Source organism: Streptomyces sp. NBC_01410 (assembly GCF_045040195.1).
Taxonomy (GTDB): domain Bacteria; phylum Actinomycetota; class Actinomycetes; order Streptomycetales; family Streptomycetaceae; genus Streptomyces.
In genome coordinates this window covers 6,691,300-6,716,947 of sequence record NZ_CP109530.1, presented here as the reverse complement: position 1 = coordinate 6,716,947, position 25,648 = coordinate 6,691,300, and the positions used below count along the sequence as shown (strand labels likewise).

25 protein-coding genes are annotated in these 25,648 nt (G+C 71.1%); 10 read left to right on the top strand and 15 right to left on the bottom strand.

Going from position 1 to position 25,648, the window contains the following annotated elements; genetic code table 11:
* Positions 1-206: 206 nt before the first annotated feature.
* From OG741_RS30815 to OG741_RS30805, 3 genes are read right to left on the bottom strand one after another with little or no spacing between them, the layout of a single operon-like run.
* Complete coding sequence (locus OG741_RS30815) at positions 207-2,591, bottom strand: xanthine dehydrogenase family protein molybdopterin-binding subunit (RefSeq protein WP_405603242.1); 2,385 nt, start codon at positions 2,589-2,591, stop codon at positions 207-209.
* Between the two features lie 5 nt (positions 2,592-2,596).
* On the bottom strand, positions 2,597-3,181 hold the full coding sequence (locus OG741_RS30810) for a (2Fe-2S)-binding protein (protein ID WP_405603241.1): 585 nt from the start codon (positions 3,179-3,181) through the stop codon (positions 2,597-2,599).
* Positions 3,181-4,071: an FAD binding domain-containing protein gene (locus OG741_RS30805; protein ID WP_405603240.1), complete on the bottom strand. Its 891-nt coding sequence runs from the start codon at positions 4,069-4,071 to the stop codon at positions 3,181-3,183. The genes OG741_RS30810 and OG741_RS30805 overlap by 1 nt, the downstream gene beginning before the upstream one ends.
* Positions 4,072-4,348: 277 nt before the next feature.
* Here OG741_RS30805 and OG741_RS30800 point away from each other — a divergent pair, with 277 nt between their 5' ends.
* From OG741_RS30800 to OG741_RS30790, 3 genes are all read left to right on the top strand, one after another.
* On the top strand, positions 4,349-6,046 hold the full coding sequence (locus tag OG741_RS30800; protein WP_405603239.1) for a PucR family transcriptional regulator: 1,698 nt from the start codon (positions 4,349-4,351) through the stop codon (positions 6,044-6,046).
* 230 nt (positions 6,047-6,276) lie between these two features.
* Entirely contained in the window at positions 6,277-7,086 is an 810-nt protein-coding gene (locus OG741_RS30795) for a hypothetical protein (RefSeq protein ID WP_405603238.1), read from the top strand.
* A 31-nt stretch (positions 7,087-7,117) separates the two neighbouring features.
* Positions 7,118-7,630, top strand: coding sequence for a protein phosphatase (locus OG741_RS30790; RefSeq protein ID WP_405603236.1), 513 nt, complete (start codon positions 7,118-7,120; stop codon positions 7,628-7,630).
* 9 nt (positions 7,631-7,639) lie between these two features.
* Here OG741_RS30790 and OG741_RS30785 read toward each other — a convergent pair whose 3' ends face one another.
* Positions 7,640-7,999 carry a hypothetical protein gene (locus OG741_RS30785; RefSeq protein WP_405603235.1) on the bottom strand — a complete coding sequence of 120 codons (360 nt, stop codon included), beginning with the start codon at positions 7,997-7,999 and terminating at the stop codon, positions 7,640-7,642.
* 109 nt (positions 8,000-8,108) lie between these two features.
* Complete coding sequence (locus tag OG741_RS30780; protein ID WP_405603233.1) at positions 8,109-8,924, bottom strand: GntR family transcriptional regulator; 816 nt, start codon at positions 8,922-8,924, stop codon at positions 8,109-8,111.
* A gap of 150 nt (positions 8,925-9,074) precedes the next feature.
* On the opposite strand from OG741_RS30780, the gene OG741_RS30775 reads away from it, so the two are divergent.
* Both OG741_RS30775 and OG741_RS30770 read left to right on the top strand, forming a co-directional pair.
* Positions 9,075-9,938 carry a (2Fe-2S)-binding protein gene (locus OG741_RS30775; protein ID WP_405603232.1) on the top strand — a complete coding sequence of 288 codons (864 nt, stop codon included), beginning with the start codon at positions 9,075-9,077 and terminating at the stop codon, positions 9,936-9,938.
* A gap of 191 nt (positions 9,939-10,129) precedes the next feature.
* Positions 10,130-11,206, top strand: coding sequence for a DUF2637 domain-containing protein (locus tag OG741_RS30770; protein ID WP_266482477.1), 1,077 nt, complete (start codon positions 10,130-10,132; stop codon positions 11,204-11,206).
* Positions 11,207-11,405: 199 nt separating this feature from the next.
* Here OG741_RS30770 and OG741_RS30765 read toward each other — a convergent pair whose 3' ends face one another.
* The 3 genes from OG741_RS30765 to OG741_RS30755 all read right to left on the bottom strand — a co-directional run bounded on the left by OG741_RS30765 (position 11,406) and on the right by OG741_RS30755 (position 15,227).
* Positions 11,406-11,864: an ATP-binding protein gene (locus tag OG741_RS30765; RefSeq protein ID WP_405603231.1), complete on the bottom strand. Its 459-nt coding sequence runs from the start codon at positions 11,862-11,864 to the stop codon at positions 11,406-11,408.
* Between the two features lie 131 nt (positions 11,865-11,995).
* Positions 11,996-13,738, bottom strand: a complete 1,743-nt coding sequence (locus OG741_RS30760; protein ID WP_405603230.1) for a pyruvate dehydrogenase — start codon at positions 13,736-13,738, stop codon at positions 11,996-11,998.
* A gap of 61 nt (positions 13,739-13,799) precedes the next feature.
* Complete coding sequence (locus tag OG741_RS30755) at positions 13,800-15,227, bottom strand: protein phosphatase 2C domain-containing protein (protein ID WP_405603229.1); 1,428 nt, start codon at positions 15,225-15,227, stop codon at positions 13,800-13,802.
* A gap of 317 nt (positions 15,228-15,544) precedes the next feature.
* Here OG741_RS30755 and OG741_RS30750 point away from each other — a divergent pair, with 317 nt between their 5' ends.
* From OG741_RS30750 to OG741_RS30740, 3 genes are all read left to right on the top strand, one after another.
* Positions 15,545-16,537: a helix-turn-helix domain-containing protein gene (locus OG741_RS30750; RefSeq protein WP_405603228.1), complete on the top strand. Its 993-nt coding sequence runs from the start codon at positions 15,545-15,547 to the stop codon at positions 16,535-16,537.
* A gap of 23 nt (positions 16,538-16,560) precedes the next feature.
* Positions 16,561-17,043, top strand: coding sequence for a DUF456 domain-containing protein (locus OG741_RS30745; RefSeq protein ID WP_405603227.1), 483 nt, complete (start codon positions 16,561-16,563; stop codon positions 17,041-17,043).
* Positions 17,044-17,167: 124 nt separating this feature from the next.
* Complete coding sequence (locus tag OG741_RS30740; protein WP_405603226.1) at positions 17,168-17,533, top strand: PPOX class F420-dependent oxidoreductase; 366 nt, start codon at positions 17,168-17,170, stop codon at positions 17,531-17,533.
* Positions 17,534-17,685: 152 nt separating this feature from the next.
* On the opposite strand, the gene rsgA is transcribed toward OG741_RS30740, so the two are convergent.
* Positions 17,686-18,795 carry a ribosome small subunit-dependent GTPase A gene (gene rsgA, locus OG741_RS30735; protein WP_405603224.1) on the bottom strand — a complete coding sequence of 370 codons (1,110 nt, stop codon included), beginning with the start codon at positions 18,793-18,795 and terminating at the stop codon, positions 17,686-17,688.
* A 430-nt stretch (positions 18,796-19,225) separates the two neighbouring features.
* Between rsgA and OG741_RS30730 the strand changes: the two genes are divergently transcribed.
* Both OG741_RS30730 and OG741_RS30725 read left to right on the top strand, forming a co-directional pair.
* Complete coding sequence (locus OG741_RS30730; RefSeq protein ID WP_405603223.1) at positions 19,226-20,290, top strand: nitrous oxide reductase family maturation protein NosD; 1,065 nt, start codon at positions 19,226-19,228, stop codon at positions 20,288-20,290.
* Positions 20,291-20,325: 35 nt separating this feature from the next.
* Complete coding sequence (locus OG741_RS30725) at positions 20,326-21,393, top strand: methyltransferase (RefSeq protein WP_405603222.1); 1,068 nt, start codon at positions 20,326-20,328, stop codon at positions 21,391-21,393.
* Between the two features lie 74 nt (positions 21,394-21,467).
* Here the strand turns inward: OG741_RS30725 and OG741_RS30720 are convergent, their stop codons facing one another.
* From OG741_RS30720 to OG741_RS30695, 6 genes are all read right to left on the bottom strand, one after another.
* On the bottom strand, positions 21,468-21,800 hold the full coding sequence (locus OG741_RS30720) for a TcmI family type II polyketide cyclase (protein WP_405603221.1): 333 nt from the start codon (positions 21,798-21,800) through the stop codon (positions 21,468-21,470).
* Positions 21,801-21,875: 75 nt separating this feature from the next.
* Entirely contained in the window at positions 21,876-22,349 is a 474-nt protein-coding gene (locus OG741_RS30715) for an SRPBCC family protein (protein WP_266482450.1), read from the bottom strand.
* Position 22,350: 1 nt separating this feature from the next.
* Positions 22,351-22,608, bottom strand: a complete 258-nt coding sequence (locus OG741_RS30710; RefSeq protein ID WP_142213054.1) for an acyl carrier protein — start codon at positions 22,606-22,608, stop codon at positions 22,351-22,353.
* Positions 22,609-22,624: 16 nt separating this feature from the next.
* Positions 22,625-23,875, bottom strand: a complete 1,251-nt coding sequence (locus OG741_RS30705) for a ketosynthase chain-length factor (protein ID WP_405603220.1) — start codon at positions 23,873-23,875, stop codon at positions 22,625-22,627.
* On the bottom strand, positions 23,872-25,140 hold the full coding sequence (locus OG741_RS30700; protein WP_405603219.1) for a beta-ketoacyl-[acyl-carrier-protein] synthase family protein: 1,269 nt from the start codon (positions 25,138-25,140) through the stop codon (positions 23,872-23,874). The genes OG741_RS30705 and OG741_RS30700 overlap by 4 nt, the downstream gene beginning before the upstream one ends.
* Positions 25,137-25,580, bottom strand: a complete 444-nt coding sequence (locus tag OG741_RS30695) for a cupin domain-containing protein (protein ID WP_405603218.1) — start codon at positions 25,578-25,580, stop codon at positions 25,137-25,139. The genes OG741_RS30700 and OG741_RS30695 overlap by 4 nt, the downstream gene beginning before the upstream one ends.
* Between the last annotated feature and the right edge of the window lie 68 nt (positions 25,581-25,648).

The window sequence follows — 25,648 nt, the reverse complement described above, 5'->3', positions numbered from 1 at the left end:
CCCGAGGCGAACTTGGTTGGTGCTGCATCACTGCTGGGTTACCGCTGGTTTACTGCGGGGGTTTCCAGAGACCGCGAGCGGTGCGGTACTGGGGTTCTCCGGGCGGCGCGACGGGGCGTGGGGTTCCCCATGCCGAAGGCCAGGGGACGTGACGTTCCCGAAGTCCTCGGCGGAGCCCATGGCGCACCGCCCGGAGAGTTCAGGGATCAGGTACCGGTGAGGTGCTCGGGGCGGACCGGTGTCCTGTTCAGCTCCAGACCCGTCGCGTTCCGGATCGCCGCGAGGACGGCCGGAGTTGACGAGAGGGTCGGGGCCTCGCCGACGCCGCGCAGCCCGTAGGGCGCGTGGTCGTCGGCCAGTTCGAGTACGTCGACGGGGATGGTCGGCGTGTCGAGGATGGTGGGGATCAGATAGTCCGTGAAGGAGGGGTTCTTCACCTTCGCGGTCTTCGGGTCGACGATGATCTCCTCCATGACCGCCACGCCCAGGCCCTGGGTGGTGCCACCCTGGATCTGGCCGACGACGGACAGCGGGTTGAGTGCCTTGCCGACGTCCTGGGCGCAGGCCAGTTCGATGACCTTGACCAGGCCGAGCTCGGTGTCCACCTCCACCACGGCGCGGTGCGCGGCGAAGGAGTACTGGACGTGGCCGTGGCCCTGGCCGGTGACGAGGTCGAAGGCCTCGGTGGGGCGGTGCCGCCACTCGAGCTCCAGGTCGACCGCCTCGCCCTCGAGGACGTCCACCAGGTCGGCGAGGACCTCGCCGCCGTCGGTGACGACCTTGCCGCCTTCGAGCAGCAGCTCGGCGGTGGCCCACGCGGGGTGGTACGAGCCGAACTTGCGGCGGCCGATCTCCAGGACCTTCTCGCGGACGTTCTCGCAGGTGTGCTTCACCGCGCCGCCCGTCACGTACGTCTGGCGGGATGCCGACGTCGAACCGGCGGAGCCGACCTGGGTGTCGGCCGGGTGGATCGTCACCTGCGTGACGCCGAGCTCGGTGCGGGCGATCTGCGCGTGGACGGTGACACCGCCCTGGCCGACCTCCGCCATCGCGGTGTGCACGGTCGCGACCGGCTCGCCGCCCACAACCTCCATGCGCACGCGCGCCGTTGAGTAGTCGTCGAAGCCCTCGGAGAAACCCACGTTCTTGATGCCGACCGCGTAGCCGATGCCGCGGACGACGCCCTCGCCGTGCGTGGTGTTGGACAGACCGCCCGGCAGGGCGCGTACGTCCGCCTCCTCGCCGGCGGCGAGCCACTGCTGCTCGGGCGGCAGCGGCATGGCCTTGACACGGCGCAGCAGCTCGGCGACCGGGGCCGGGGAGTCGACCGGCTGGCCGGTCGGCATGATCGTGCCCTGCTCCATGGCGTTCAGCTGTCGGAATTCGACCGGGTCCATGCCCAGCTTCGCCGCGAGCTTGTCCATCTGCGCCTCGTACGCGAAGCACGCCTGGACCGCGCCGAAGCCGCGCATGGCGCCGCAGGGCGGGTTGTTGGAGTAGAGCGCGAGCGCCTCGATGTCGACGTCGTCGACGACGTACGGGCCGACGCTCAGTGAAGCGGCGTTGCCGACGACCGCCGGGGAGGCCGAGGCGTACGCGCCGCCGTCCAGGACGATCCTGCACTTCAGGTGCGTGAGCTTGCCGTCCTTGGTGGCGCCGTGCTCGTAGGAGAGCTTCGCCGGGTGCCGGTGCACGTGTCCGAAGAAGGACTCGAACCGGTTGTAGACGATCTTGACGGGCTTTCCGGTGCGCAGGGCGAGCAGGCAGGCGTGGATCTGCATCGACAGGTCCTCGCGGCCGCCGAACGCGCCGCCGACGCCGGAGAGCGTCATCCGCACCTTGTCCTCGGGCAGGCCGAGGACGGGGGCGATCTGGCGGAGGTCGGAGTGCAGCCACTGGGTGGCGACGTACAGCTCGACGCCGCCGTCCTCGGACGGCACGGCGAGGCCGGACTCGGGGCCGAGGAAGGCCTGGTCCTGCATGCCGAAGGTGTACTCGCCCTTGACGATCACGTCGGCGCGCTTCGCGGCCTCGTCGGCGTTGCCGCGGACGATGGGCTGGCGGTGAACGATGTTCGGGTGCGGGACATGGCCGATGTGGTGGTCGTCGCGGCCCTCGTGGACCAGGATCGCGCCGGGCGCGGTCGCGGACGCCTCGTCCGTGATGAGCGGCAGCTCGGCGTACTCGATCTTGATCTTGGCGGCGGCGCGGCGCGCGGTCTCCGGGTGGTCGGCGGCGACCAGGGCCACCGGCTCGCCGTGGTGACGGACCTTGCCGTGGGCGAGAACCGGGGTGTCCTGGATCTCCAGGCCGTAGTTCTTCACCGCGGTGGGCAGGTCGTCGTAGGTCAGCACGGCGTAGACGCCGGGCATCGCGACGGCCTCGCCGATGTCGATCGACTTGATCTCGGCGTGCGCGACGGTGCTGCGGAGCGTGTGGCCCCAGAGCATGTCCTCGTGCCACATGTCCGAGGAGTACGCGAACTCGCCGGTGACCTTGAGGGTGCCGTCGGGCCGCAGCGTCGACTCGCCGATGCCGCCCTTGGTCTGCGAGCCCTGGGTGAGGTTCGTGGGGGTTCCGGTGGTGGCCATGGCTGTCAGACCGCCTCTTCCTGGCGGGCGGCCGCGAGGCGGACCGCGTCGAGGATCTTCTCGTAACCGGTGCAGCGGCAGAGGTTGCCGGAGAGCGCCTCGCGGATGTCCGCGTCGGACGGCTCGGCGTTGCGCTCCAGCAGCTCGTCGGCGGCGACCAGCAGACCGGGGGTGCAGAAACCGCACTGCACGGCGCCGGCGTCGATGAACGCCTGCTGGATCGGGGAGAGTTCGCCCTGTTCGCCGGCCTGACCGTCGGACGGCCTGGCCTCCCAGCTCTTGGCGGCGTCCAGCGAGGTGCCGCAGGCGCCGGTGGCGCAGCCGCCGTGCTCGGCGCGCTGCTTGGCGTAGTCCGCCAGGCCCTCTACGGTGACGACCTCGCGGCCCTCGACCTGACCTGCGGCGACGAGGCAGGAACAGACCGGCACGCCGTCCAGGCGGACCGTGCAGGAGCCGCACTCGCCCTGCTCGCACGCGTTCTTGGAGCCCGGCAGGCCCATGCGCTCGCGCAGTACGTAGAGAAGGCTCTCGCCCTCCCACACGTCGTCGGCTTCCTGCTGACGACCGTTGACCGTGAAGTTCACGCGCATTATGCGACTCCCTCAATGCTGCGGCCCTTGCCGCGGTAGGACTCCCACGTCCAGCCGAGCGTGCGGCGGGCCATGATGCCCACCGCGTGGCGGCGGTAGCTGGCGGTGCCGCGCACATCGTCGATGGGGCTGCAGCCGGCGGAAGCGAGCTCCGCGAACTGCTTGGCGATCGACGGGGTGATGATCTTCTTGCTGTCCCAGAAACCGCCCTCTTCGAGCGCGGCGTTCAGGAACTCCTCGGCCGCCTTCGCCCGTACCGGGGTCGGGGCGGCGGAGCCGATGCCGGTGCGCACCGTACGGGTCTCGGGGTGCAGGGCCAGGCCGAAGGCGCAGACGGCGATGACCATCGCGTTGCGGGTGCCGACCTTGGAGAACTGCTGGGGGCCGTCGGCCTTCTTGATGTGTACGGCGCGGATGAGCTCGTCCGGGGCCAGTGCGTTGCGCTTCACGCCGGTGTAGAACTCGTCGATCGGGATCAGGCGGCTGCCGCGCACCGACTCGGCCTCGACCTCGGCGCCCGCCGCGAGCAGCGCCGGGTGGGCGTCGCCGGCCGGGGACGCGGTGCCGAGGTTGCCGCCGACACCGCCGCGGTTGCGGATCTGCGGGGAGGCCACGGTGTGCGACGCCAGTGCCAGACCGGGCAGCTCGGCCCGGAGGTGGTCCATGATCCCGGTGTACGGCACGGAGGCGCCCAGGCGGACGGTGTCCTCGCCGACCTCCCATTCGCGCAGCTCGCCGATGCGGTTCAGGTCCATGAGGTACTCGGGCCGGCGGTGGTCGAAGTTGATCTCGACCATCACATCGGTGCCACCCGCGATGGGGACAGCGGTGGGGTGCTCGGCCTTGGCGGCGAGCGCCTCCTCCCAGCTGGCGGGGCGAAGGAAGTCCATGAGTGGCTCTCTTCTTCTTAATCGGGGTCGTTCGTCGCAACGGGCCCGGGACGGCCGGCCCTCGACTGGTTATTCATGTGCCGTTAACGCTGTGTGGCCCCAGTACACAAGGCGTGCCCCGCCCGGTGCAGTCACCGAAACCATGAAGGAGTTGGCTGGTCGCCTGTCTCGTCTTGTAGATTCGAACGAAAGGCGAGGCTCGGCAACCTCACTGTTTTCCCATGAAAACCGTGGCCAGGGGCCACCGGCAACAACGAGACAGATCGGCGGCGACGAGATGCGGCTGCGCGCACTTCTGGAGACCGAAGCGCTGGGACTGCGGCTGCTCGGCGGCGAGGACGAACTCGACCGCGGCGTACGTGGCGTGATGACGACCGACCTGCGGGACCCGAGCCGGTATCTCTCGGGCGGCGAACTGGTGCTTACGGGGCTCGCCTGGCGGCATTCGGCCGAGGACTCGGAGCCGTTCGTCCGGATCCTGGCGGGCGCCGGGGTGGCCGGTCTGGCGGCCGGCGAGGCCGAACTGGGGAACATTCCCGGTGATCTCGTGAAGGCGTGTTCTCGCCATCGGCTGCCACTCTTTGCAGTTAATGAATCTGTTGCATTCGCGACGATCACAGAGTATGTCGTGCGCCAGGTCTCCGGCGAGCGCGCCGGTGACCTCGCGGCAGTCGTCGACAGGCACAGAAGGCTGATGACCTCGGGTCCCGCGGGCGGCGGCCCCGACGTGGTCCTGGACCTCCTCGGCTCCGACCTGGACCTTCGCGCCTGGGTGCTCTCCCCCACCGGCCGCCAGATCGCGGGCGCGGGCGACCCGCTGCCCGGCCCGGTGAGCGCCACGCTGGCGGGCGAGCATCTGGCCGCGACCCGTACGGGCCGCCGCGGCCCGCACCGCGCGAACGTCGGAGGAGCGACGTACTCCCTCTTCCCGATCCGCAACACCGGACGCGGAGCCGCCCCCGCGTCCCGCGACGTACGCGAGAGTGTCCTGTCGGACTGGCTGCTGGCGGTCGAGGCCGACGCGGGCGACTGGCCGGCCGCCCGGCTGGACCTGCTGCAGGGCGTGACCCAGCTGATCGCCGTCGAGCGGGACCGGCGCGAGGCGGCCCGTACGGTACGGCGCCGGCTCGCCCAGGAAGTACTCGAACTGGTCCAGACGGGTGCCGCGCCCGCCGAGATCGCGGCCAGGCTGCGGGTGGCCGCCCCCGTACTGCTGCCCGGCCTCGGGACCGCGCCGCACTGGCAGGTCGTGGTGGCCCGGGTGGAGTGGGAGCAGGACGAGCCGGCGGGGGCCGCGATCGAGGCCGGTCCCGTCGCCCAGTCCCTGCTGGAGGAGATCCTGGTCGACCCGACGGCCGAGGGCGCCGACTCCGGCGACCGGATCGCGGTCGCCCACACCGGCGACGAGGCGATCGCGCTGGTCCCGCTGCCCGCCCTCCCCGTCGACCCGGAGGGCCCCGACGTCGAGTCCACGGAGGCCGGACTGCACGCGGACGCGCTGCTCGGCTCCGTACGCGACCCGCTCTCGGCCGGTCTCGACGGCGACGGGCGGCTCACGCTGGGCGTCAGCGCGGCCGTCAGCTCGGCGGAGGGCCTGCGCGGCGCGCTGGAGGAGGCCCGGCACGCCCGCCGGGTGGCCGCGGCCCGCCCCGGCCGGGTCTGCGCGGCCGGCCACCACGAGCTGGCCTCGCACGTCCTGCTGCTGCCGTTCGTCCCGGACGACGTGCGCCGCGCCTTCACGGCCCGGCTGCTGGACCCGCTGCGCGATTACGACCGGCGGCACCGGGCGGAGCTGATCCCGACGCTGGAGGCGTTCCTGGACTGCGACGGGTCCTGGACGCGGTGTGCGACGCGGCTGCATCTGCATGTGAACACCCTGCGGTACAGGGTGGGCCGGATCGAGCAACTGACGAGCCGTGATCTGTCGCGCCTGGAGGACAAGCTGGACTTCTTCCTGGCGCTGCGGATGAGCTGACTCGCGGTCCGCCGAGCCGGGGGCCGGAAACTCACCCCGCCCCGGCTCGCCACCGTCACCCACACGAGGGACGGCGCAAGCCATTGAGTTGACGCTCCACCCATCTCTCACCACACGATTGTGAATTCATTCACCTGACCCCTTGGCCAGGCATGCCTATCCATGCTGAGATGCGGGCAGACTCAACAGCTCAATGGCGTGCTCGGGGAGGGCAAGTGGCGCATACCGCCATGTCTGGTTCCGGAACCACTGCAGGTGACGATCCACTCCAGACCGCGGTATGGCGGCTGCGCTCGCGCGGCTGTTGGACCGACGCAGCGGCTCTGCTCACCGCCCACGCGGCCGATCCGGCCGCGGCGCTCGAACGGGCCGGACTGCTCGTCGAGCGCTGCCTGTTCACCGGCGAGGGCTGGGCCGACGCGGAGGACGCGCTGCGTACGGCGGAGGCGGTGGCCGGGGACGACGAGGAGCGCGGTGGCGCGGCGTGCGAGCGCGGGCGGCTGGCGTACGCGGCGACCCGTCTCGGCGTACGCGACCGCGCCGACGAGGCCCGCGCGGCACTCGGCCGGGCCGCGGCGCTGCTCGCCCCCACCTCGCCGGGACGACCGCTGCTGGACTTCCGCCGCGGCCTGGTCGCCGAGCACATCGCCGACTCCCCACAGGCGGCCCGCGCCGCCTATCAGCGGGCGCACGCCGGAGCGGCCGCGCACGGGGACACACTGCTGCTCTCGTTCACCTGGCGCCATCAGGCCGGACTCGCCCTGCGCGAGGGGGAGTTGGCACAGGCGCGGCACGGCTTCGCCGAGTCGCTGCGGATCCGCGAGGAGCTCGGCTATCTGATCGGCACGGCCCCGGCGCTGGCCGCGCTCGCCGACTGCGAGCCGGAACCGGAGGCGAGCCGGCTACGGGCGGAGGCGGGGCGGCTGTTCCGTCTCCTGGGCGGCGTACCGGTGTGGCTCGGCGCCCAACTGGCCCCGACGGTGCCGGTCCAGTCCCCTCCCGTCCAGTCCTCCCCTCCGCAGCCCGAGCCCGCCGCATGACCGGCGGCATGACCGGCGCGAGGAGCCACCGGTGAGCGCCCGCCGGGCGGACGGCCCCGTCCCGGAACCCCAGTCGCCCTGGGACGAGATCACCACCGGCCTGTGGATGGGCGGCCATGTCTGGGCCGACGCGGACGGCCGCCATCTGGACGCCGTCGTCGACCGTGAATTCGACCTGGTGATCAGCCTGTTCACCCGCCAGGGCCACGGCCCGCCCGCCGGCATCGAGCACCATGTCGTCCCGATCCCGGACGACTGGCTGACCTCGGAGCAGATCGACGAGGTCGTCCGTCTGGCGCTCATCACCGCCGACGCCGTACGCTCCGGCCGCACCGCGCTCGTACGCTGCTACTCCGGCTACAACCGCTCCGGCCTGGTGGTGGCCCAGACCCTGATCGAACTGGGCCACGACGGCGCGGGAGCGATCGACCTGGTCCGGCGCAGGCGTTCGCCGTGGGCCCTGCACAACGTCGCCTTCGAGCAGTACCTCATGACCGGCCTGGACATCGCCTCACTGCTGACGGGCCTGGAGTCACCGTCCTGACCATCCGGCTCACACCAGCCAGGCGAGGGCCCTGACGGGATTCATGACCAGCAGTACGAGGACGACGGCCACGACGACCCAGAGAACTCCCCGCCCACGGCGCCGCCGCGCCTGCCGCCGCCGATCGGGCCACGCCCGCCACGCCTCGGGCTCGGCCCGTACCTGCGCCCTGCCGCGCTTCCCCAGCCGCCGCACCCTGCCCTGCTGCCGGGCGGCCTCCTCGTCCTCGCGCCGCAACCGCTCGGCCACCATCCGCGCTCGCGCGGACGGCTCCTTCGGCGCGGCGAGCCGTGCGGGTCCTTCGCTCTCGCGCTGGAACTCCTCCCAGGCCTCGTCGGGTATGGACGACTCCGGCAGCTCCGCGGTCATGAATGGCCCCCCGTTCGTACGGACTTCGGCAACGGCGGCACAGATTAATGCAGCCATGGCCAAGGGTCATCGGTGGGTGGGCAGGGGATGGCGCGACCGGATGGGGCCGTCAGGCCTCCGCGCCCGTGAAGTGCTCCCTCACCAGCGACTGCACCACCGTCAGGTCCTCGGCCACCAGTGCCTCCAGCAGTGCCATGTGCTCCGCCGCGTCCGCCACCAGGTCCGCGCGGCGGGTGACCGGGGCCCTCGTCAGGGGCCATTGGGAGCGGCGGTGGAGGTCGTCCGCGACCGCCACGAGTTGCTGGTTGCCCGACAGGGCGAGCAGCGCCCGGTGGAAGGCGCGGTCCGTTTCCGCGTAGGCCGCACGGTCGCCCGTTGCCGCCGCCGCTGCCGTCGCGTCGGCCAGGGGGCGCAGTGCCGACCACCGGGCGGCCGGGATCGTGCGGGCCAGGCGGAGCACGACCGGGATTTCGATCAGGGCGCGGACCTCGGCGAGTTCGGCCAGTTCGCGGGCGCTGCGAACGGTGACGCGGAAGCCGCGGTTGGGGACGACCTCGACCGCGCCCTCGATGGCGAGCTGCTGCATCGCCTCGCGTACGGGTGTGGCCGAGACGCCGAAGCGTTCGCCGAGGACGGGCGCGGAGTAGACCTCGCCGGGGGCCAGCTCGCCGTCGACGAGAGCTGTGCGCAGGGCTTCGAGGATCTGGCCGCGGACCGAGTGGCGCTGGACCGTGCGGGGGGCCGTGCCCGGCGCGGGGGGCTCGCTGTGGGTGTGCTCGCCGCGGGCATGTGCCGGGACGACGCGGGCCTGTTCCGGGACAAGGGGACGGGCGGGCCGGAAGTCCGCCGGACCTGCCTGTTCGGGGACGTGCGGGGACGCGAAAAGCTGCGGCGTCGCGGCGTCGCGCGCTCGGGCCTGCTCCACTCGGGTCCTCCTCCGGACGGCGGTCTGGCCCGGCTCGCGTACGCATGGGCCCTTGTGCACCATAGGCGGACAAGACGACAGTTCAAACATCGATCGCGTCGGGTAAGGTAAGGCTAACCTCCTAACGATCGCGATTCGGTGGTCCCCGGCATGACCCGTCCCGCGCTGCTGCCCGCCCTTGCCTCGCCCGTCCAGGACGCCTACGCACGCCTGGCCGAGGTCTTCTCCGGGCTGCGGATACGGGAGCTCTCGGAGGGCGAGCAGGCCCCCGTGGGCGGCGGCTGGGTGAGTGCCGCGGAGCTCGCTGCCGGTGGGCCCGCCCTCGACGCCTTTCTCGCCTGGGACGACGCGCAGATCCTTCGGGACTACGGACAGCAGGCCCGGCCCGACGTCATCGCCGGCTTCGGCCTGCACCGCTACGCCTGGCCCGCCTGTCTGCTGATCACGGTCCCCTGGTTTCTCCACCGCCGCGTGCCGCGCCTGCCCGTCGAGGACGTCGCCTTCCAGCGGACGCTCGGCCGCATGACGGTCCGCGTGAGGGAATTCACCTGTCTGCCGGGCGACCGGGCCGCGCGGCTGCCCGGCGCCCGCGTGGTCCCGGACGAGGAGGCCCTGTGCGCCGCGGTGCGTCACGCCGTCGCCGAGCACATCGGCCCCGTACTGGACGGCTTCGCTCCGCGGATGCGACGCGGCAGGCGCGCGCTGTGGGGCATGGCGACCGACGAGATCGTCGAGAGCCTGTGGTACGTCGGGCAGTTGCTCGGCGAGGAGCGGCGCGCGGTGGCCGAGCTGGAGCGGCTGCTGCCGGGCGCCACGAAGCCGTACGTCGGGACCGCCGGCTTCCGCGAGCTCACCGGCCCGGGCGGCGAACTGCTGCCGACCCGGGACCGGGCCGGCTGCTGCCTCTTCTACACCCTGCGGCCCGAGGACACGTGCGCCACCTGTCCGCGCACGTGTGACGCGGACCGCGTGGAGCGGCTGCGGCCGAGCTCTGATCTCCCGTATGCCGGTTGACACGCCATCCGACCGGGTGACGTAAATCGAACCAACTCCCCTTGTTCATACGGCAGTTCGAGTGAAACGCACCTATCTGTATGCCCTGGTGCCCCATTGGCGTTCTCTTGCCCCGAAACCCCTTGGGGGCGCTGGGACTTCGGCCACTATGGCGGCCGAAACGCTCTACCGCGATGCAAGGGACACCGCCCATGAGACTGACCGACATATCACTGTGGCTGCTTCCCGGCGGCGTGATGCTCCTGGGGTGCCTGGGCGCGGTGACGGTGTTCACACGCGGCAAGCGCGCCAGTGACAAGGCCTCTGACGACTCCTGGGAACGCAGCGAGGAGCGCCGACGGCGCAAGGAGGCGATCTACGGCACGGCCTCCTATGTGCTCCTGTTCTGCTGTGCCGCCGTCGCCGCCGCACTCTCCTTCCACGGCCTGGTCGGCTTCGGCCAGCAGAATCTCAATCTCACCGGGGGCTGGGAGTATCTCGTCCCCTTCGGCCTCGACGGCGCCGCCATGTTCTGCTCGGTGCTGGCCGTGCGCGAGGCCAGCCACGGTGACGCGGCGCTCGGCTCGCGGCTGCTGGTGTGGCTGTTCGCGGGCGCGGCCGCCTGGTTCAACTGGGTACACGCACCAAGGGGGTTCGGCCACGACGGGGCCCCTCAGTTCTTCTCCGGGATGTCGCTCTCGGCAGCCGTCCTGTTCGACCGGGCGCTCAAGCAGACCCGCCGGGCGGCGCTGCGCGAGCAGGGCCTGGTGCCCCGCCCGCTGCCGCAGATCCGCGTCGTGCGCTGGCTGCGCGCTCCCCGGGAGACCTTCGGCGCCTGGTCGCTGATGCTTCTGGAGGGCGTACGCACCCTGGACGAGGCGGTCGAGGAAGTCCGCGAGGACCGGCAGCTGAAGGAGCAGAACCGCCTGCGGAGGCGGGACCGGGAGAAGATGGAACGGGCGCAGATAAGGGCACTCAACCGGCAGCACCGGGCCTGGGGGCGCGGCCGCCACCGCCTGTCCGAACTGCGCTCGGAGCTTCCCGCCCTGGGCTCCGCAACCGGTTCGGCACAGACCGCCTCGGGCGGCGTCGGGTCCGTCGCGGAGCCTGCCATATCCGAGCCGGGACAGCTGCCGTATCGTTCCCGGCCCTCCCTCCAGGCCGTGAAACCGGCCAACGGCGCTGAGCCGCGCACGATCGACCTCACGGCCGAGGACGACACCCAGGCGCTGCCGCGTCTCGACTCCCTGGAGCGGAAGCTCACGGATCTCGAGCGGCAGTTCGGCTAGGTCCTGTCCGGTCGATCAGGCCGGATCAGGGAGCGGGGTCTGGTGCGGTGCATCGCAAGGCGGAGGAAGGAGCCCACGCGGAGCGTAGGCGACTGACGACAACGCAGCGAGGTGCCGTGCCAGGGCACGCGAGCCCGGCAAGATCGGCCGGACAAGACCTAAGCGCAGCGCACCCCGTACGAAGGCCGGTCTGCGAGGGTCAGACCGGCCTTCCGTGCAGCTCGAACCAGACCACCTTGCCCACGCCGTGCGTATGGACGCCCCACGCGTCGGCCAGGCTCTGCACCAGCACAAGCCCGCGGCCGTGGGTGTCCAGGTGCGCCGCCGGTGCACGGGGAACCGGCAGTCCCGCCATGAAGTCCCGTACCTCCACGCGGAGGGTGGAGGCCGCGACGGTCGCCGTGACGACCGCGCCGTGATCGGTGTGGACGAGCGCGTTGGTCACCAGCTCGCTGGCCAGCAGCTCCGCCACGTCCTTCGTGTCCTGCCCCCTCCAGTGCCGTAACAACTCCCGTAAAGCACGTCGCACTTCGGGCACGGCCGTGAGATCCGCACAGCCCAGCCTGCGATGCAGCAGACCGCGCCCTTCTCTCTGCGCCCCGGATTCCCGGCCGCACCCGCTCGCCGTCTGCCCGGCCTCTCCCTGACGCCCCGTCATCATCCCCACCCGCACGTCGGAACAGCCCCTTCTCCGGAACGACTCCCTTTGTCGCACACGCTCACGGACATGCATTCCCCGCGCGGAGAGCACCACTCATGTCGATTCATCAACCACAGGCTGGGACGGACTCAGGGCCTCGGTACGTTTCGGAGGTTGGAGCGAGCCAGCTGCACCATCCGGCCCACGCCGCCGTCCAGCACGATCTTGCTGGCGGAGAGCGCGAAGCCCGTGACCATGTCGGCGCTGATCTTCGGCGGGATGGACAGCGCGTTCGGGTCGGTGACCACATCCACCAGGGCCGGGCCCTTGTGCCGGAAGGCGTCCTTGAGTGCGCCCGCCAGCTGCCTGGGCTTCTCGACCCGGACGCCGTACGCACCGGCCGCCCGCGCGATCGCCGCGAAGTCGGGATTGCGGTTGGCGGTCCCGTACGAGGGAAGTCCCGCGACCAGCATCTCCAGCTCGACCATGCCGAGCGAGGAGTTGTTGAAGAGCACGATCTTCACCGGCAGGTCGTACTGGACGAGGGTGAGGAAGTCGCCCATCAGCATGGTGAATCCGCCGTCGCCCGACATCGAGACGACCTGGCGGCCGCGGTCGGTGAACTGAGCGCCGATCGCCTGCGGCAGGGCGTTGGCCATCGAGCCGTGGCTGAAGGAACCGATGATCCGGCGGCGGCCGTTGGGTGAGAGATAGCGCGCGGCCCACACATTGCACATGCCGGTGTCCACGGTGAACACGGCGTCGTCGTCGGCGAGTTCGTCCAGTACGGAGGCGACGTACTCGGGATGGATCGGGACGTGCTTGTCCACCTTGCGGGTGTAGGCCCTGATGACGCCCTCAAGGGCGTCGGCGTGCTTCTTCAGCATCTTGTCGAGGAACCTGCGGTCCGTCTTGGCGCGCACGCGCGGTGTGAGGCAGCGCAGCGTCTCGCGTACGTCGCCCCAGACGGCCAGATCCAGCTTGGAGCGGCGGCCGAGATGCTCGGGCCTGACGTCGACCTGGGCGATCTTGACGTCGTCTGGGAGGAAGGCGTTGTACGGGAAGTCCGTGCCCAGCAGGATCAGCAGGTCGCACTCGTGGGTGGCCTCGTAGGCCGCTCCGTAGCCGAGCAGACCGCTCATGCCCACGTCGAACCTGTTCTCGTACTGAATCCACTCCTTGCCGCGCAGCGCGTGCCCGACCGGCGACTTGACGCGCTCGGCGAACTCCATCACCTCGGCGTGCGCGCCCGCCGTGCCGCTGCCGCAGAAGAGCGTGACCCGGTCCGCCTCGTCGATCATGCGGACCAGCTTGTCGATCTCCGAGTCCCCGGGCCGCACGGTGGGGCGGGAGGTGACCAGCGCGTGCTCGACGGACTTCTCGGGGGCCGCCTGTGAGGCGATGTCCCCGGGCAGGGATACGACACTGACGCCGCCGCGGCCGATCGCGTGCTGGATCGCCGTCTGGAGCAGCCGGGGCATCTGCCGCGGGTTGGAGATCATCTCGTTGTAGTGGCTGCACTCGCGGAACAGCTGGTCGGGATGTGTCTCCTGGAAGTAGCCGAGGCCGATCTCGCTGGAGGGGATGTGCGAGGCGAGAGCCAGCACGGGGGCCATGGAGCGGTGGGCGTCGTACAGCCCGTTGATGAGGTGCAGATTGCCGGGGCCGCAGGATCCCGCGCAGGCCGCGAGCTTCCCGGTGATCTGGGCCTCGGCACCGGCCGCGAAGGCGGCGGTCTCCTCGTGCCTGACCTGGATCCAGTCGATGGCGGACGTGCGCCGGATGGCGTCGACGACCGGGTTGAGGCTGTCGCCGACGACTCCGTACATCCGCTGAACTCCGGCCCGGACGAGGATGTCGACGAACTGCTCCGCCACATTCTGCTTGGCCATGGGATGCGTACCCTTCTCCGCTCAATGGGCCTGAACGTTCATCAACCCATGGAGGGAGCGGTTACGCCTCCCAGATGGCGACAGCCGTACGGTCGTCGGCGTACCCCTTCACCCTCAGCTGGGTGTCGGCGAGGAACGCCGCAAGGCCGGGCGGCTCGGCGGGGGTCCAGCGCACGGCCAGCTCCTCGGCGAGGGCGGGCTCGCAGCGCAGCGGCTCGGCCAGGCCCGTGCTGCACAGCAGCAGTGTGTCGCCCGGACGGGCCACGGAGGCACGGAATCGGAAGGGTTCGGCCGGTGGCGGGGGCGGTGCCTCGATGTACGGAGAGGGCGGCGTCGCGATCCCCAGGTCCATGGTGAGCCGGTCGCCCTCGGGGGTCTCGGCGGGCGGTGACCCGAATCCGACGACGGGGTCGCCGGTGACGGCCGCGCGCTCGGGGACCGAGGGCTCGATGTCCTGCCAGGCGCCGTCACGCAGACGGAACAGACCGCCCCCGCCGACGCCGAAGAACACCCGGGTACGGCACTCGGGATCGGCGGAGAGCAGCAGACAGCGCAGATGGGCGGTGTACTCCTCCGGCTGCACGCCGAGCTCGGCGGCGCCGGCGCGCAGTTTGCCGAAGGTGCGGTCGGTGAGCCGGTGCAGCCCGGACTTGAGGTCGCCGCGGCGGCCTGCCCTGATGTCCTCGGAGAGCCGGGCGTGGCTGCGGCCGACGGCTTCGCCGATCCAGCGGCAGGCGTCGGCGGCGGCGAGATGGGCGCCCTCGGCGGCGCGGGCGCCGCTGGCGACGGCGACCAGGACGAGTGCGGCATCGCCGGTGCCGAATCGGGCGGTGAGCAGGGCGTCGCGGCGCGGCTCGCCGCGGTAGCGGGCGGAGTCGCCGCGACTGGAGACGGCGCGCAGGGTGTACGTGCCGTAGCGGGCGCCGTCGAGCACGGTGTCGGCGACGAGTTCGTCCAGGTCCTGGGGCTCGGCCGGGGGCAGGGCGGTGGGCTCGGCGTCGTAGGTGGGCGGGCCGTCGCCGATGTGGCCGGCCTGGGGACGGGCGGGAGGCGTGGGCGGCGGCGCGGCAGGAGGACCGGCCGACTCCTGGGGAGGGAGCGGGACTTGGGCACGCGGGAGGTGCGGGGGCGGGGGCTCGGTGCGCGGCGGCTCCCACGACGCGCGTTGCCTCGGGGGCGCGGCCGGCCGGTCCGGGGTGCTCGGCAACGCGGCGGGCGGAGCGGGAGCGGAGACGTCCGCGGGGTGCGTCTCCCACCAGGCGCGCGGGCGCACCCGGTCCGGCGTCAGACCCGGTTCCGGGTACCGCTCCGGGTCCGGTTCTCGCGACTCGGGTGCGTCGTCCGCAGCCACCGCATCCGCCGCCGAGTCGAATCGGTCGTCAAGCGTGTCGCCCGCTCTCGACGCGGGCCCGGTGTCCGGGGCGGACGCGTCGTACAGCCGGTTCCACCAGTCGTCCTCGGTGGCCGGCCTCTCCCCCTGCTGACTCATGCCCTTATTGTCCACCGCAAGGGCCGTACGAAAACGGGGCATCCGGAAAATAGGCGTCCGACGGGTGGCCCGCCGGGCGTCCCAACCCCCCACGGGAAGGACGTCCGGCGGACCGCTTCGTGGTCGGCGCAGGGCGTATGCGCCGGCCACGAGCTGTGCGCGAAATGCGCCTTTTCCGGGGGTTGTTGGTACTGCGGTGGCGCCACATTGGCAGAGCGGCGGCCGGAGCAGGGATGATGTGCGAGGCGGAAATACGCCGTGGCCTGTTTCCGCCATCGCGGCCGAAGAAGTGCACGTCCGGGGAGGGGTGGGGTCTGGTGCTGGGAGCGATAGGTCTCGACGAGAGACAGGAGTCGGCCTACCGCGCGCTCGTCGCGCTCGGAGCCGCGGAGGTCACCGATCTCGCGCACCGGCTGGCCCTGCCGGAGCCGGACACGGAACGCGCGCTGCGCCGACTGGAGCAACAGGGCCTCGCCGCGCAGTCCTCGGCGCGTACGGGACGCTGGGTGGCGGCGCCGCCGGGAGTGGCGCTGGGGGCGCTGCTGACCCAGCAGCGGCACGAGCTGGATCAGGCCGAACTGGCGGCGGCGCTGCTCGCCGAGGAGTACCGCGCGGAGGCCGCCGAGCCCGCCGTGCACGATCTGGTCGAGGTGGTGACGGGCGCGAGCGCCGTCGCGCACCGTTTCCTACAACTGCAGCTGGGTGCGACCGAGGAGGTCTGCGCCCTGGTCACCGGCAATCCGGTCGTGGTCACCGGAACGGACAACGAGGCGGAGGAGAAGGCGGCGGCGCGCGGCGTCACCTACCGCGTGGTGGTCGAGCGCGAGGTGCTGGCCATGCCCGGTGGGATCACCGAACTGAGCGCGGCACTCGGCCGCGACGAACAGGTCAGGGTGGTGGAGCGGGTCCCGACCAAGCTGGTCGTCGCGGACCGGACCCTGGCGATGGTGCCGCTGACCGGGCAGGGAGCCGAGCCCGCGGCCCTCGTCGTCCATGCGAGCGGGCTCCTCGAATCGCTGACGGGCCTGTTCGAGGCGGTGTGGCGGGACGCCCTGCCGATACGGCTGGGCGCGCGCGGCGACATCTGTGAGGAGGCGGCTCCCGGGCCCGACGCCACGGATCTGGAGATCCTTTCGCTGCTGCTCGCCGGGATGACGGACGCGAGTGCGGCCAAGCAGCTGGACCTGGGACTGAGGACCGTTCAGCGCCGGGTGAAGGGGCTGATGGAGCTGACGGGCGTGACGACCCGGCTGCAGCTCGGCTGGCATGCCTACGCGAAGGGCTGGGTGGCTCGCGACCTGCGCGGTTGAGCGGGATCCTGCACCCTTGGCAGATGGGCGTGTGGCAGCTCCTGCTGGTCGGCCTGGTGATGCTGCTGGGCCTGCTCGGGGTACTCGTTCCCGGTGTGCCCGGGCGGTGGCTGGTGTGGGCCGCGGTCATGTGGTGGTCGCTGCACGAGAAGACCGGAACGGCCTGGGCCCTGCTGGTGGGCGCGACGGTGGTCCTGCTCGTCGACCAGGTGCTGGTGTGGCTGCTGCCGCCGCGCCGGCTGCGCGGGGTCGGGGTCACCCGCCGGATGGTCGTGTCCGCGGGTGTGGGGGCGCTGATCGGCTTCTTCCTGATACCGGTGGTGGGCGCGATCCCGGGATTCATCGGAGGGATCTACGGATCCGAACGGCTGCGGCTGGGCGGGCACGGGCCCGCGGCGGCCTCGACGCGAACGGTGATGCGGGCGGTGGGGACGAGCGTGCTGGTGGAGCTGTTCGCGTGTCTGCTGGTCATGGGGGCATGGCTGGGCGCGGTGCTGGCGAACTGAGCGGTTCCCGTCATCGGGGGCTCCGCCCCCGCACCCCCGCGCCTGAACCCGGACAGAAGTCCTAGGACCCGACTGGGTCCCGTATCCGATGCGGCGGACGAGGTACGCGTGTGAGGCTGCGTACATGACCGAATTCAGCGAGGCCGAGCGCGCGTATCTCGCGTCCCAGCGGCTGGGACGGCTGGCGACCGTCGACCCGAAGGGCCAGCCGCAGGCGAACCCGGTCGGCTTCTTCCCCCAGGACGACGGGACGATCCTGATCGGCGGGTACGCCCTCGCGACGACGAAGAAGTGGCGCAACCTGCAGGCGAATCCGAAGGTGGCGCTGGTTGTCGACGACATTGTGAGCCTGCGCCCGTGGAGGGTGCGGGGGGTGGACATCCGGGGGGACGCGGAACTGGTGACGGGGCCGCATGAGCTGGGGCCGCACTTCAGTGAGGAGCTGATCCGGATCCACCCGAAGAAGATCCACAGCTGGGGCTTGGAGTAGGGGGTGCTTTGGGGCTTCGCCCCCTGGACCCCGTATGCGACCTCCGGCCGCATGTCCTCAATCGCCGGACGGGCTGAATGTGCGGCCCTGCCGCACATTCCAGCCCCGCCGGCGATTGAGGCGCGGGGGTCCGGGGGCAGCGCCCCCCGGTGTTACCGCACGCCGCCGCGCTTCGCCTCAAACGCCGCCCGGCCCTCCGCCCCCTTCTGCTTCCAGTCGCGCCGGATCTCCGCCCGCAGCCTCGCGTCCGTCTTCGCGACGATGCGCTTGTTCTCCCGCAGCAGCTTGCGGTAGCTGTCCAGCCGCCGCTCCGGCAGCGAACCGTCCTCGACCGCGGCGAGCACCGCGCACCCCGGTTCCGCTGCGTGCGCGCAGTCGTGGAAGCGGCACTCCTGCGCGAGCTCCTCGATCTCGGAGAAGACCTGCCCGACGCCGGCTTCGGCGTCCCAGAGCCCGACGCCCCGCAGCCCCGGGGTGTCGATGAGTACGCCCCCGCCGGGCAGGGCGAGGAGGTTGCGGGTCGTGGTGGTGTGGCGACCCTTGCCGTCGATGTCGCGGATGGCCTGCACGTCCATCACGTCTTCGCCGAGCAGCGCGTTCGCGAGCGTCGACTTGCCCGCCCCGGACACGCCGAGCAGCACGCTCGTCCCGCCGGACACGACCGCGGCGAGCACTTCGACGCCTTCGCCGGTCGCCGAACTGACGGGCAGCACCTGTACGCCGGGCGCCGTCGTCTCCACGTCCTGTACGAGATACGAAAGCCCCATCACGTCGGGCACGAGGTCGGCCTTGGTGAGCACGACGAGCGGCTGCGCCCCGCTCTCCCACGCGAGCGCGAGGAAGCGCTCGATCCGCCCGAGGTCGAGTTCGGCGGCGAGCGAGACCGCGATGATCGCGTGGTCGACGTTGGCGGCGAGGATCTGCCCCTCGGAGCGGTTCGACGAGGTGGAGCGTACGAAGGCGGTACGGCGCGGCAGATACGTCCGTACGAATCGGGGGTCGCCGTCCCGGTCGACGGCGGCCCAGTCACCCGTGCAGATCACCCGCAGCGGATCGTGCGGGGTCACGAACGCGGTGTCGGCGCGGACGAGTCCGTCGGCGGTGACGACATCGCACTGCCCTCGGTCGACCCGTACGACCCGGCCGGGCAGCAGCCCCTGCTCGGCGTACGGAGCGAATGCGGCGTCCCAGCTCCCGTCCCAGCCGTAGCCGGACAGCGGGTGCGAGGAAGCCTGAGAAGAAGTGGAAGAAGAGAAAGACAAGGGGAAACCCTTCACAGGGGTGGCCCCGGCATCGCGCGCGTCGGCGCGCAGGGAGAAGGAAGGTCAGCCGGAGACCACAGGGGTGGGCATGATGATCTTCTGGACCTGGGCAGCACCCAGCGCAGCGACAGTCATCACGGTCCTCACCTCCTGTTCTCCTACGGCGACCCCGTGCGGCGATGTCGTACCGCCGCCGGGAACGAGGCAACGATGCCCGGCGGCGGTGTGAGGCGTCAACCTGTTTTCCGGCCCGGCGGCGCTGCCTGAACAAGCCCCCGGCCCCGGGGAGTTCCCCTCGCGGCCGGCGCCGACGGTGGAGCCTCGCCCCGTCACCTGTTCGGCCGCCCCCGCTTGGGCCACTCGCGCACGTTATGTATCCATACGCTCACGCCGTGTGGCGAGCCCCCATGATCGCCCATAGCTTCGCCTCATGACGAAACGACAGCTCATGTGCCTGACATGCATCGCAGTCGTCGTGGTCTCGGGACTGGGCGCAGCCGCCCCGTCCTCCGCCGCGGCCATGCACACGGTGCACCCGGGCGAATCGATCCAGGAAGCGGTGGACGCCGCCGAGCCGGGAGACACCATCGTCGTCTCACCCGGTACGTACCGTGAGAGCGTCCTTGTCACCAAGGCGGACCTGACCCTGCGCGGCTGGGGGTCGGCGACCGTCATCAAGCCGGCGGCGGCCACCACACCTGCGGCCAACTCCTGCGCCGCGAGCGGCAACGGCATCTGTGTGATGGGCACGGCGGCCAAGACGGTCGACGGCGTGACCATCCGGGGACTGACTCTCACAGGCTTCAAGAAGAACGCCGTCTGGGCCTCCGACACCGACCGTCTGTCGGTCCGGAACGTGATCGCGGAGAAGAACGGGGTCTGGGGCATCGCCCAGCAGAGGTCCACCCGTGCCGTGTTCAAGGGCAATATCGTCCGGGACAACGGCGATGCGGGAATCTTCATCGCGAACACGGTCGACGCAGAGGGTGGGGCGACCGACACCGGGGGCGCGGTGATCGCGGGCAACCAGCTGACCGGGAACCGTATCGGAGTCACCGTCAGACGGGTCCGGAACCTCACGGTCCGCGGCAATCACATCAGCGGGAACTGCGCGGGCGTGTTCGTCGTGGGCGACGAGTCGAAGCCCGCGGCCGGCGCGATGACCCTGCGAGCCAACATGATCGTCGCGAACAACAAGTCGTGCCCGGCCACCCCCCGGCTCCCCGCCATCCAGGGCTCCGGAATCGTCCTGACCGGCTCCGAGTCGACGGAGATCCGTGCCAACTACGTCGCGGACAACGTCGGGGCCTCGCCCCTGTCCGGCGGAATCGTGCTGTTCCAGAGCTTCGTGGGCGCCCAGAACACCGCCAATGTCATCAAGAACAACCAGCTGGAGGGCAATAAGCCCGCGGACCTCGCCAATCGCGGCAGCGGTACGGGCAACACGTTCGTCGGCAATGTCTGCCAGGCCTCCGAGCCCGCAGGAATGTGCTGACCGGTGTTCCCCTTCACCTGGAGAATCGAGGCGGTATGACCACCGTAAGTCCCAGACCCACGCCGGCGGCCGGCGCCACTGCCGAGCCGGCCGCTCCCCCGCCGGCCATGCGGCTGCGGGAGCTCGTGTTCGGGGCGGCCTGCGCCGCCGCCGTACGCGCGGCGGCCCGGCTGGGTGTCGCCGACGCCCTCGGCGAGGAACCCGCGACGGCCGAGGAACTCGCCGCCGAGCTGAACACCGAGCCGCAGCCGCTGCGCCGGCTGCTGCGCGCCCTGTCCTGCTACGGCGTCTTCGCCGAGACACAGGACGGGAGCTTCTCCCACACCCAGATGTCCCGGATGCTGCGCGAGGACGATCCGGGCAGCCTGCGCTACATCGCCCTGTGGTGTACGGAGCCGTGGACCTGGGACGCCTGGCCCCGCCTCGACGAGGCGGTGCGTTCGGGCGGGAACGTGTTCCAGGAGCTCTACGGCAAGGGCTTCTTCGAGTATCTGCACCAGGACGCGCACGAGTCGGCGCATGTGTTCAACCGGGCCATGACCACGTCCAGCGTGCAGTCGGCGCTGGAGGTCGCGGAGCTCCTCGACCTCACCGGCGTGGGCGTGGTCGCCGACATCGGCGGCGGCCAGGGCCATGTGCTGGCCAGCCTGCTGGAGAAGCACCCGGGCCTGCGGGGCACGCTGCTGGATCTGCCCGATGTGGTGGCGAAGGCGGATCCCCGGCTGCTTCCGGGCGGTTCGCTCGCCGAGCGGGTGCGCATCGTGCCCGGGGACTGCCGTGAGGACATCCCGGTCGAGGCCGATCTCTACATCATCAAGAACATCCTGGAGTGGGACGACGAGTCCACCCGCAGGACCCTGCGGAACATCGTCTCGGCGGCCCGCCCCGGGGCGAGGGTCGTCGTCATCGAGAACCTCGTCGACGACACCCCCTCGATGAAGTTCACCACCGCGATGGATCTGCTTCTGCTGCTCAACGTCGGAGGCGCCAAGCACACCAGGGCGAGCATGGTGGAGCGCATCACCCGGGCGGGACTGCTGATCAGTGAGGTCCGCCCCGTCAACGCGTATCTGCACGCCTTCGAGTCGGTCGTCCCCGGCTGATCCGGCTCTGGCACGAACGCCTCGGGCCCGGCTCCCATCGGAGCCGGGCCCGGGGCGTTGTGCCGTGTCGGGTGTCAGACGGCTGCGTCGCGCTCCCAGGCGTAGAACTGACGGGCCATCGCGTCCTTCGGGCTCCGCCAGGTCTCCGGGTCGTACGGGCTGACGAAGGCCTGGAGCCGGTCGCTGATGTCCTTGAACGAGGGGTGTTCCGTCACCTTGGCGATCTCGGGGCCAGGTGGCCGTTCCGACTCGATCAGATGCAGATACACGTCGCCGAACTGGAACAGCTTGCGCCGGGTCACCCCGACGAGGTGCGGCAGTTCGCCGGCGTCGGAGGCCGCGAACAGCTTGGCGATGTCCGGAGCCGATTCCGGCGCCATACGGGCGACGATCAGAGCGTGGTGCACAGGAGGTTCCTTTCCCGGCCGGGCTCCTCGCCCGGCCTGGTTTCCTCGTCGGACGGCTTCAGTTGACGGACGGCGTCAGTTGACGGCGGCGGAGCGGCGCTCGCGGTCGCGCTGCTCGATCTTGTCCCGGATGAGCTCCAGCTGGATCTTGGAGTTGCGGTTGATGTTGTCGGTCATCCAGTCGTCGTCGACCGGGGCGTCCGGCTTCATCGCGAAGTCCTGCGTCCAGTGCATCCGGGTGCCGCCCGGGACCTCCGTGTACTCCCAGCGGATGTTCATGTGCTCGAAGGGGCCCGTCTCGACCCGGCGGGCCGTGACCTTGCGCTTCTTGCGGTCGGTCGTACGCTCCGAGACCCAGCTCCAGACCTTGCCGTTGTCGTCGGGGTGCATGGTGAGGCGGAAGGTGGTGGTGCTGCCCTTCCGCTCCATGATGTCGACCGACGCGTACTCGCTGAACAGGCCGGGCCAGTTCTCGATGTCGTTGGTCATGTCCCAGACGAGGTCCAGGGGGGCGGCGACGGTGATCTCGTTCTCGGTGTGTCCGGGCACGTCAGGCTCCAGTCATGAGGGTGTTGTTGACGAGGTCGAGGAACTCCCGCGGGGTCTTGCAGCGGTCCGCGTCGGGAGGCAGCGGACGGCCGTGCCGGTTCTCCAGCTCGCCGACGATGCCGAGCAGGCCCAGGGAGTCGAGGCCGAACTCGTCGAAGCCGGAGTCGGGCCGGTTCGCGAGGTCGACGGGGTCCACGGTGAGACCGGCGCCCTTCTTCATCAGGGCGGCCAGTTCTTCGATGGTCAGTCGGTCGGACATGGGGGACTCTCCTTCTTCACTCGGGGGTGTCGGTGGCGCCGCGCAGCACCAGGGCCGCGTTCGAGCCCATGAGGCCGCGGCTGAGCACCAGGGCGGTCCGCAGCTGCGCCGGACGGGCCCGGCCGGTCACGACGCTGAGGTCGTGGCAGACGTCGAAGACGTTGGGCGTGGGCGGCACGACGCCGTGTTCCATGGCCAGTACCGCGGCGGCCACATCCAGCACCGGTCCTCCGCAATAGGCCCGCCCGATGCCCGTCTTGGGCGCCGTGACCGGTACGCGCCGGCCGTGTGCACCCAGCGCGTCGGCGATCGCCAGCGCCTCGGCGCGGTCCGCCTCCGGCACGCCGAGCGCGTCCGCGAAGACCACGTCGATCTCCTCGGGCGCGCACCGGGCCTCCGCCAGCGCCCCGCGGATCGCCTGGGCCAGCCCCGCGCGGGACTGCTCCCACCGGGAAGGACCGGTGAAGGTCGCGCCGTGGCCGGCCACCACGGCACGCGGCTTGGCACCGCGCCGCAGGGCCGCCGCCTCCTCCTCGACCACGAGCATCGCGCCGCCCTCCGCGGGCACGAATCCACACGCGTCCGAGGTGAACGGCCGGTAGGCGCGCGCCGGGTCCTCACAGGTGCTCAGATCCTCGTACCCGAGCTGGCAGACGACCGAGTACGGCGCCAGGGGCGCTTCCGCGGAGCCGACGACGACCGCGTCGGCTCCGTTGCGTACGGCTCTCGCGGCATGCGCGAACGCGTCGAGCCCGCCCGCTTCGTCGCTGGCCACGACGCCGCAGGGGCCCTTGAACCCGGCCCGGATGGAGATCTGGCCGGTGCTCGCCGCGTAGAACCAGGCGATGGACTGGTACGGGCCGACATAGCGGGGGCCCTGCCCCCACAGCCGCTGCAGTTCGCGCTGGCCGAACTCACCGCCGCCGGACCCGGCGGCGGTCACCACACCGACCGCGAACGGCGAGCCCTCGTAGTCGGCGCGGCCCAGCCGGGCGTCGTCGAGGGCGAGATCGGCCGCGGCCATCGCGAAGTGCGAGAACCGGTCCGTCTGGACGAGATAGCGCTCCTCGATCAGCGAACCGGGGTCGAAGTCCCGCACCTCGCCCGCGACCCGGAGCGGCAGGTGCTCGCACCCCTCCCGGGTGACCCGGTCGAGCACACTGAGGCCCTCCAGGGTCGACTTCCAGAAGACCTCGGTGCCGGCCCCGTTGGGGGCTATGGCGCCTATACCTGTGACGACCGTCCGCCGGATCCGGCTGGGGCTCATCGCGCCCTCCCATTCGGTCTGGTCATGACGACCGCGGACTGGAAACCGCCGAACCCACTGCCGACGGAGAGCACACTGCGCAGCTTCCGGGGGCGTGCGGTGCGCGGCACATAGTCCAGGTCGCACTCGGGATCGGGGGTCTCGTAGTTCGCGGTCGGCGGGACCACTTGATGGGCCATGGCCAGGACGCAGGCCACGAGTTCGATCGCGCCGATGGCGCCCAGCGAGTGACCCACCATGGATTTGATGGAGCTCATGGGCGTCTTGAAGGCGTGTTCGCCCAGGGAGCGTTTGACCGCGGCCGTCTCGTGACGGTCGTTCTGCTTGGTGCCCGAGCCGTGCGCGTTGACGTAGTCGATCGCCGTGGCGTTCAGCCCGGCGTGATCGAGCGCGGTGTTGATGGCCCGGGCCATTTCCAGGCCCTCGGGGGTCAGTCCCGTCATGTGGTAGGCGTTGCCGAAGGTGGCGTAGCCCCCGATCTCGCAGTAGACGGTCGCTCCGCGGGCCCTGGCGTGTTCCAGTTCCTCCAGGATGAGGACCGCGCCGCCCTCGCCCATCACGAACCCGTCGCGGTTGAGGTCGAACGGCCGCGACGCGTGGGCCGGGTCGTCGTTGTTCGGCGACGTCGCCTTGATCGCGTCGAAGCAGGCCACCGTGATCGGTGAGATGGGCGAGTCCGACGCGCCGGCTATGCAGACATCGACCCGGCCCTCCTGGACGGAGGCGAAGGCATAGCCGATCGCGTCGAGTCCCGAGGTGCAGCCGGTCGAGACGGTCTGTACCGGGCCGTGGGCGCCGGCCTGTTCGGCGACCGCGGAGGCGAGGGTGCTCGGCGAGAACGCGCGGTGCAGATGCGCTCCCGCCGGGCGGTGGTCCACGTCCCAGCGGGCGCCGGATTCGCTGACCGCGACGTAGTCGTGCTCCAGGCGAGTGGTGCCGCCGACGGCCGTGCCCAGAGAGACACCGATCCGCCAGGGGTCCTCCTTCTCGGGGTCGAGCCCGGCGTCGGACATCGCCTCACGTGCGGCCACCAGCGCGAACTGGATGTACCGGTCCGAGCGCGCCACCTGGTCCCGGTCGAGACCGTGGGCCTCGGGGTCGAAGTCGACCTCGGCGGCGATGCGGGAGCGGAAGCCCTCCGGGTTGAAGAGCGTGATGCCCCGCGTCGCCGTACGGCCGTTCGCGAGCAGGTCCCAGAACTGCCGGGCGCCCACTCCTCCGGGGGCGACGATACCGACCCCGGTGACCGCCACCCGCCGGTTCACGAAACGGCCCCAGTCCGTTCCGGCGGCCTGCCCTGCTCGGCGCCTTCGCTGTTTTCGGTGGGCTCGGTGTCGACATGCCCGAGCTCGGGGCGCGGGGCCAGCGGGCCGAGGTGGAAGACCATGCGGGCCTCCACGTCCCCCACGTTGCGGAACCGGTGGCGCATGTTCAGGGGGATCATGAGCCCCTGATCGGGCCGCATCGCGTGCGTCTCGCCGTCAAGGTCCACCTCGAGGAGACCGCTCACCACGTACACGAATTCCTCGGAGTACGGGTGGTAGTGCTCGCCGATGCGCTCACCGGGCTGCACGATGGCAAGGCCCATGAAGCCGCTGGTCGCGCCCACCGCGGTCGGGGTGAGCATGGCGCGCAGGTCACCGCCGCGCCGACGGTTGGGCTGGGTCTCGCTGAGATCCACAATGCGTGGGCTGTGCTTCGTCATGTCTGGTTCCTCCAGGTGCGGTGCCCCCGACGGCTCGGCCTGCCAGGCCGCGACGCGCCGGACGTACG

Excerpts from the sequence above, each read along its gene's own strand:
- OG741_RS30815 (WP_405603242.1), bottom strand. The coding sequence starts at position 2,591 with ATGGCCACCACCGGAACCCCCACGAACCTCACCCAGGGCTCGCAGACC.
- OG741_RS30810 (WP_405603241.1), bottom strand. The coding sequence starts at position 3,181 with ATGCGCGTGAACTTCACGGTCAACGGTCGTCAGCAGGAAGCCGACGAC.
- OG741_RS30805 (WP_405603240.1), bottom strand. The coding sequence starts at position 4,071 with ATGGACTTCCTTCGCCCCGCCAGCTGGGAGGAGGCGCTCGCCGCCAAG.
- OG741_RS30800 (WP_405603239.1), top strand. The coding sequence starts at position 4,349 with ATGCGGCTGCGCGCACTTCTGGAGACCGAAGCGCTGGGACTGCGGCTG.
- OG741_RS30795 (WP_405603238.1), top strand. The coding sequence starts at position 6,277 with ATGTCTGGTTCCGGAACCACTGCAGGTGACGATCCACTCCAGACCGCG.
- OG741_RS30785 (WP_405603235.1), bottom strand. The coding sequence starts at position 7,999 with ATGACCGCGGAGCTGCCGGAGTCGTCCATACCCGACGAGGCCTGGGAG.
- OG741_RS30775 (WP_405603232.1), top strand. The coding sequence starts at position 9,075 with ATGACCCGTCCCGCGCTGCTGCCCGCCCTTGCCTCGCCCGTCCAGGAC.
- OG741_RS30770 (WP_266482477.1), top strand. The coding sequence starts at position 10,130 with ATGAGACTGACCGACATATCACTGTGGCTGCTTCCCGGCGGCGTGATG.
- OG741_RS30765 (WP_405603231.1), bottom strand. The coding sequence starts at position 11,864 with ATGACGGGGCGTCAGGGAGAGGCCGGGCAGACGGCGAGCGGGTGCGGC.
- OG741_RS30760 (WP_405603230.1), bottom strand. The coding sequence starts at position 13,738 with ATGGCCAAGCAGAATGTGGCGGAGCAGTTCGTCGACATCCTCGTCCGG.
- OG741_RS30755 (WP_405603229.1), bottom strand. The coding sequence starts at position 15,227 with ATGAGTCAGCAGGGGGAGAGGCCGGCCACCGAGGACGACTGGTGGAAC.
- OG741_RS30745 (WP_405603227.1), top strand. The coding sequence starts at position 16,561 with ATGGGCGTGTGGCAGCTCCTGCTGGTCGGCCTGGTGATGCTGCTGGGC.
- OG741_RS30740 (WP_405603226.1), top strand. The coding sequence starts at position 17,168 with ATGACCGAATTCAGCGAGGCCGAGCGCGCGTATCTCGCGTCCCAGCGG.
- OG741_RS30730 (WP_405603223.1), top strand. The coding sequence starts at position 19,226 with ATGACGAAACGACAGCTCATGTGCCTGACATGCATCGCAGTCGTCGTG.
- OG741_RS30725 (WP_405603222.1), top strand. The coding sequence starts at position 20,326 with ATGACCACCGTAAGTCCCAGACCCACGCCGGCGGCCGGCGCCACTGCC.
- OG741_RS30710 (WP_142213054.1), bottom strand. The coding sequence starts at position 22,608 with ATGTCCGACCGACTGACCATCGAAGAACTGGCCGCCCTGATGAAGAAG.
- OG741_RS30705 (WP_405603220.1), bottom strand. The coding sequence starts at position 23,875 with ATGAGCCCCAGCCGGATCCGGCGGACGGTCGTCACAGGTATAGGCGCC.
- OG741_RS30695 (WP_405603218.1), bottom strand. The coding sequence starts at position 25,580 with ATGACGAAGCACAGCCCACGCATTGTGGATCTCAGCGAGACCCAGCCC.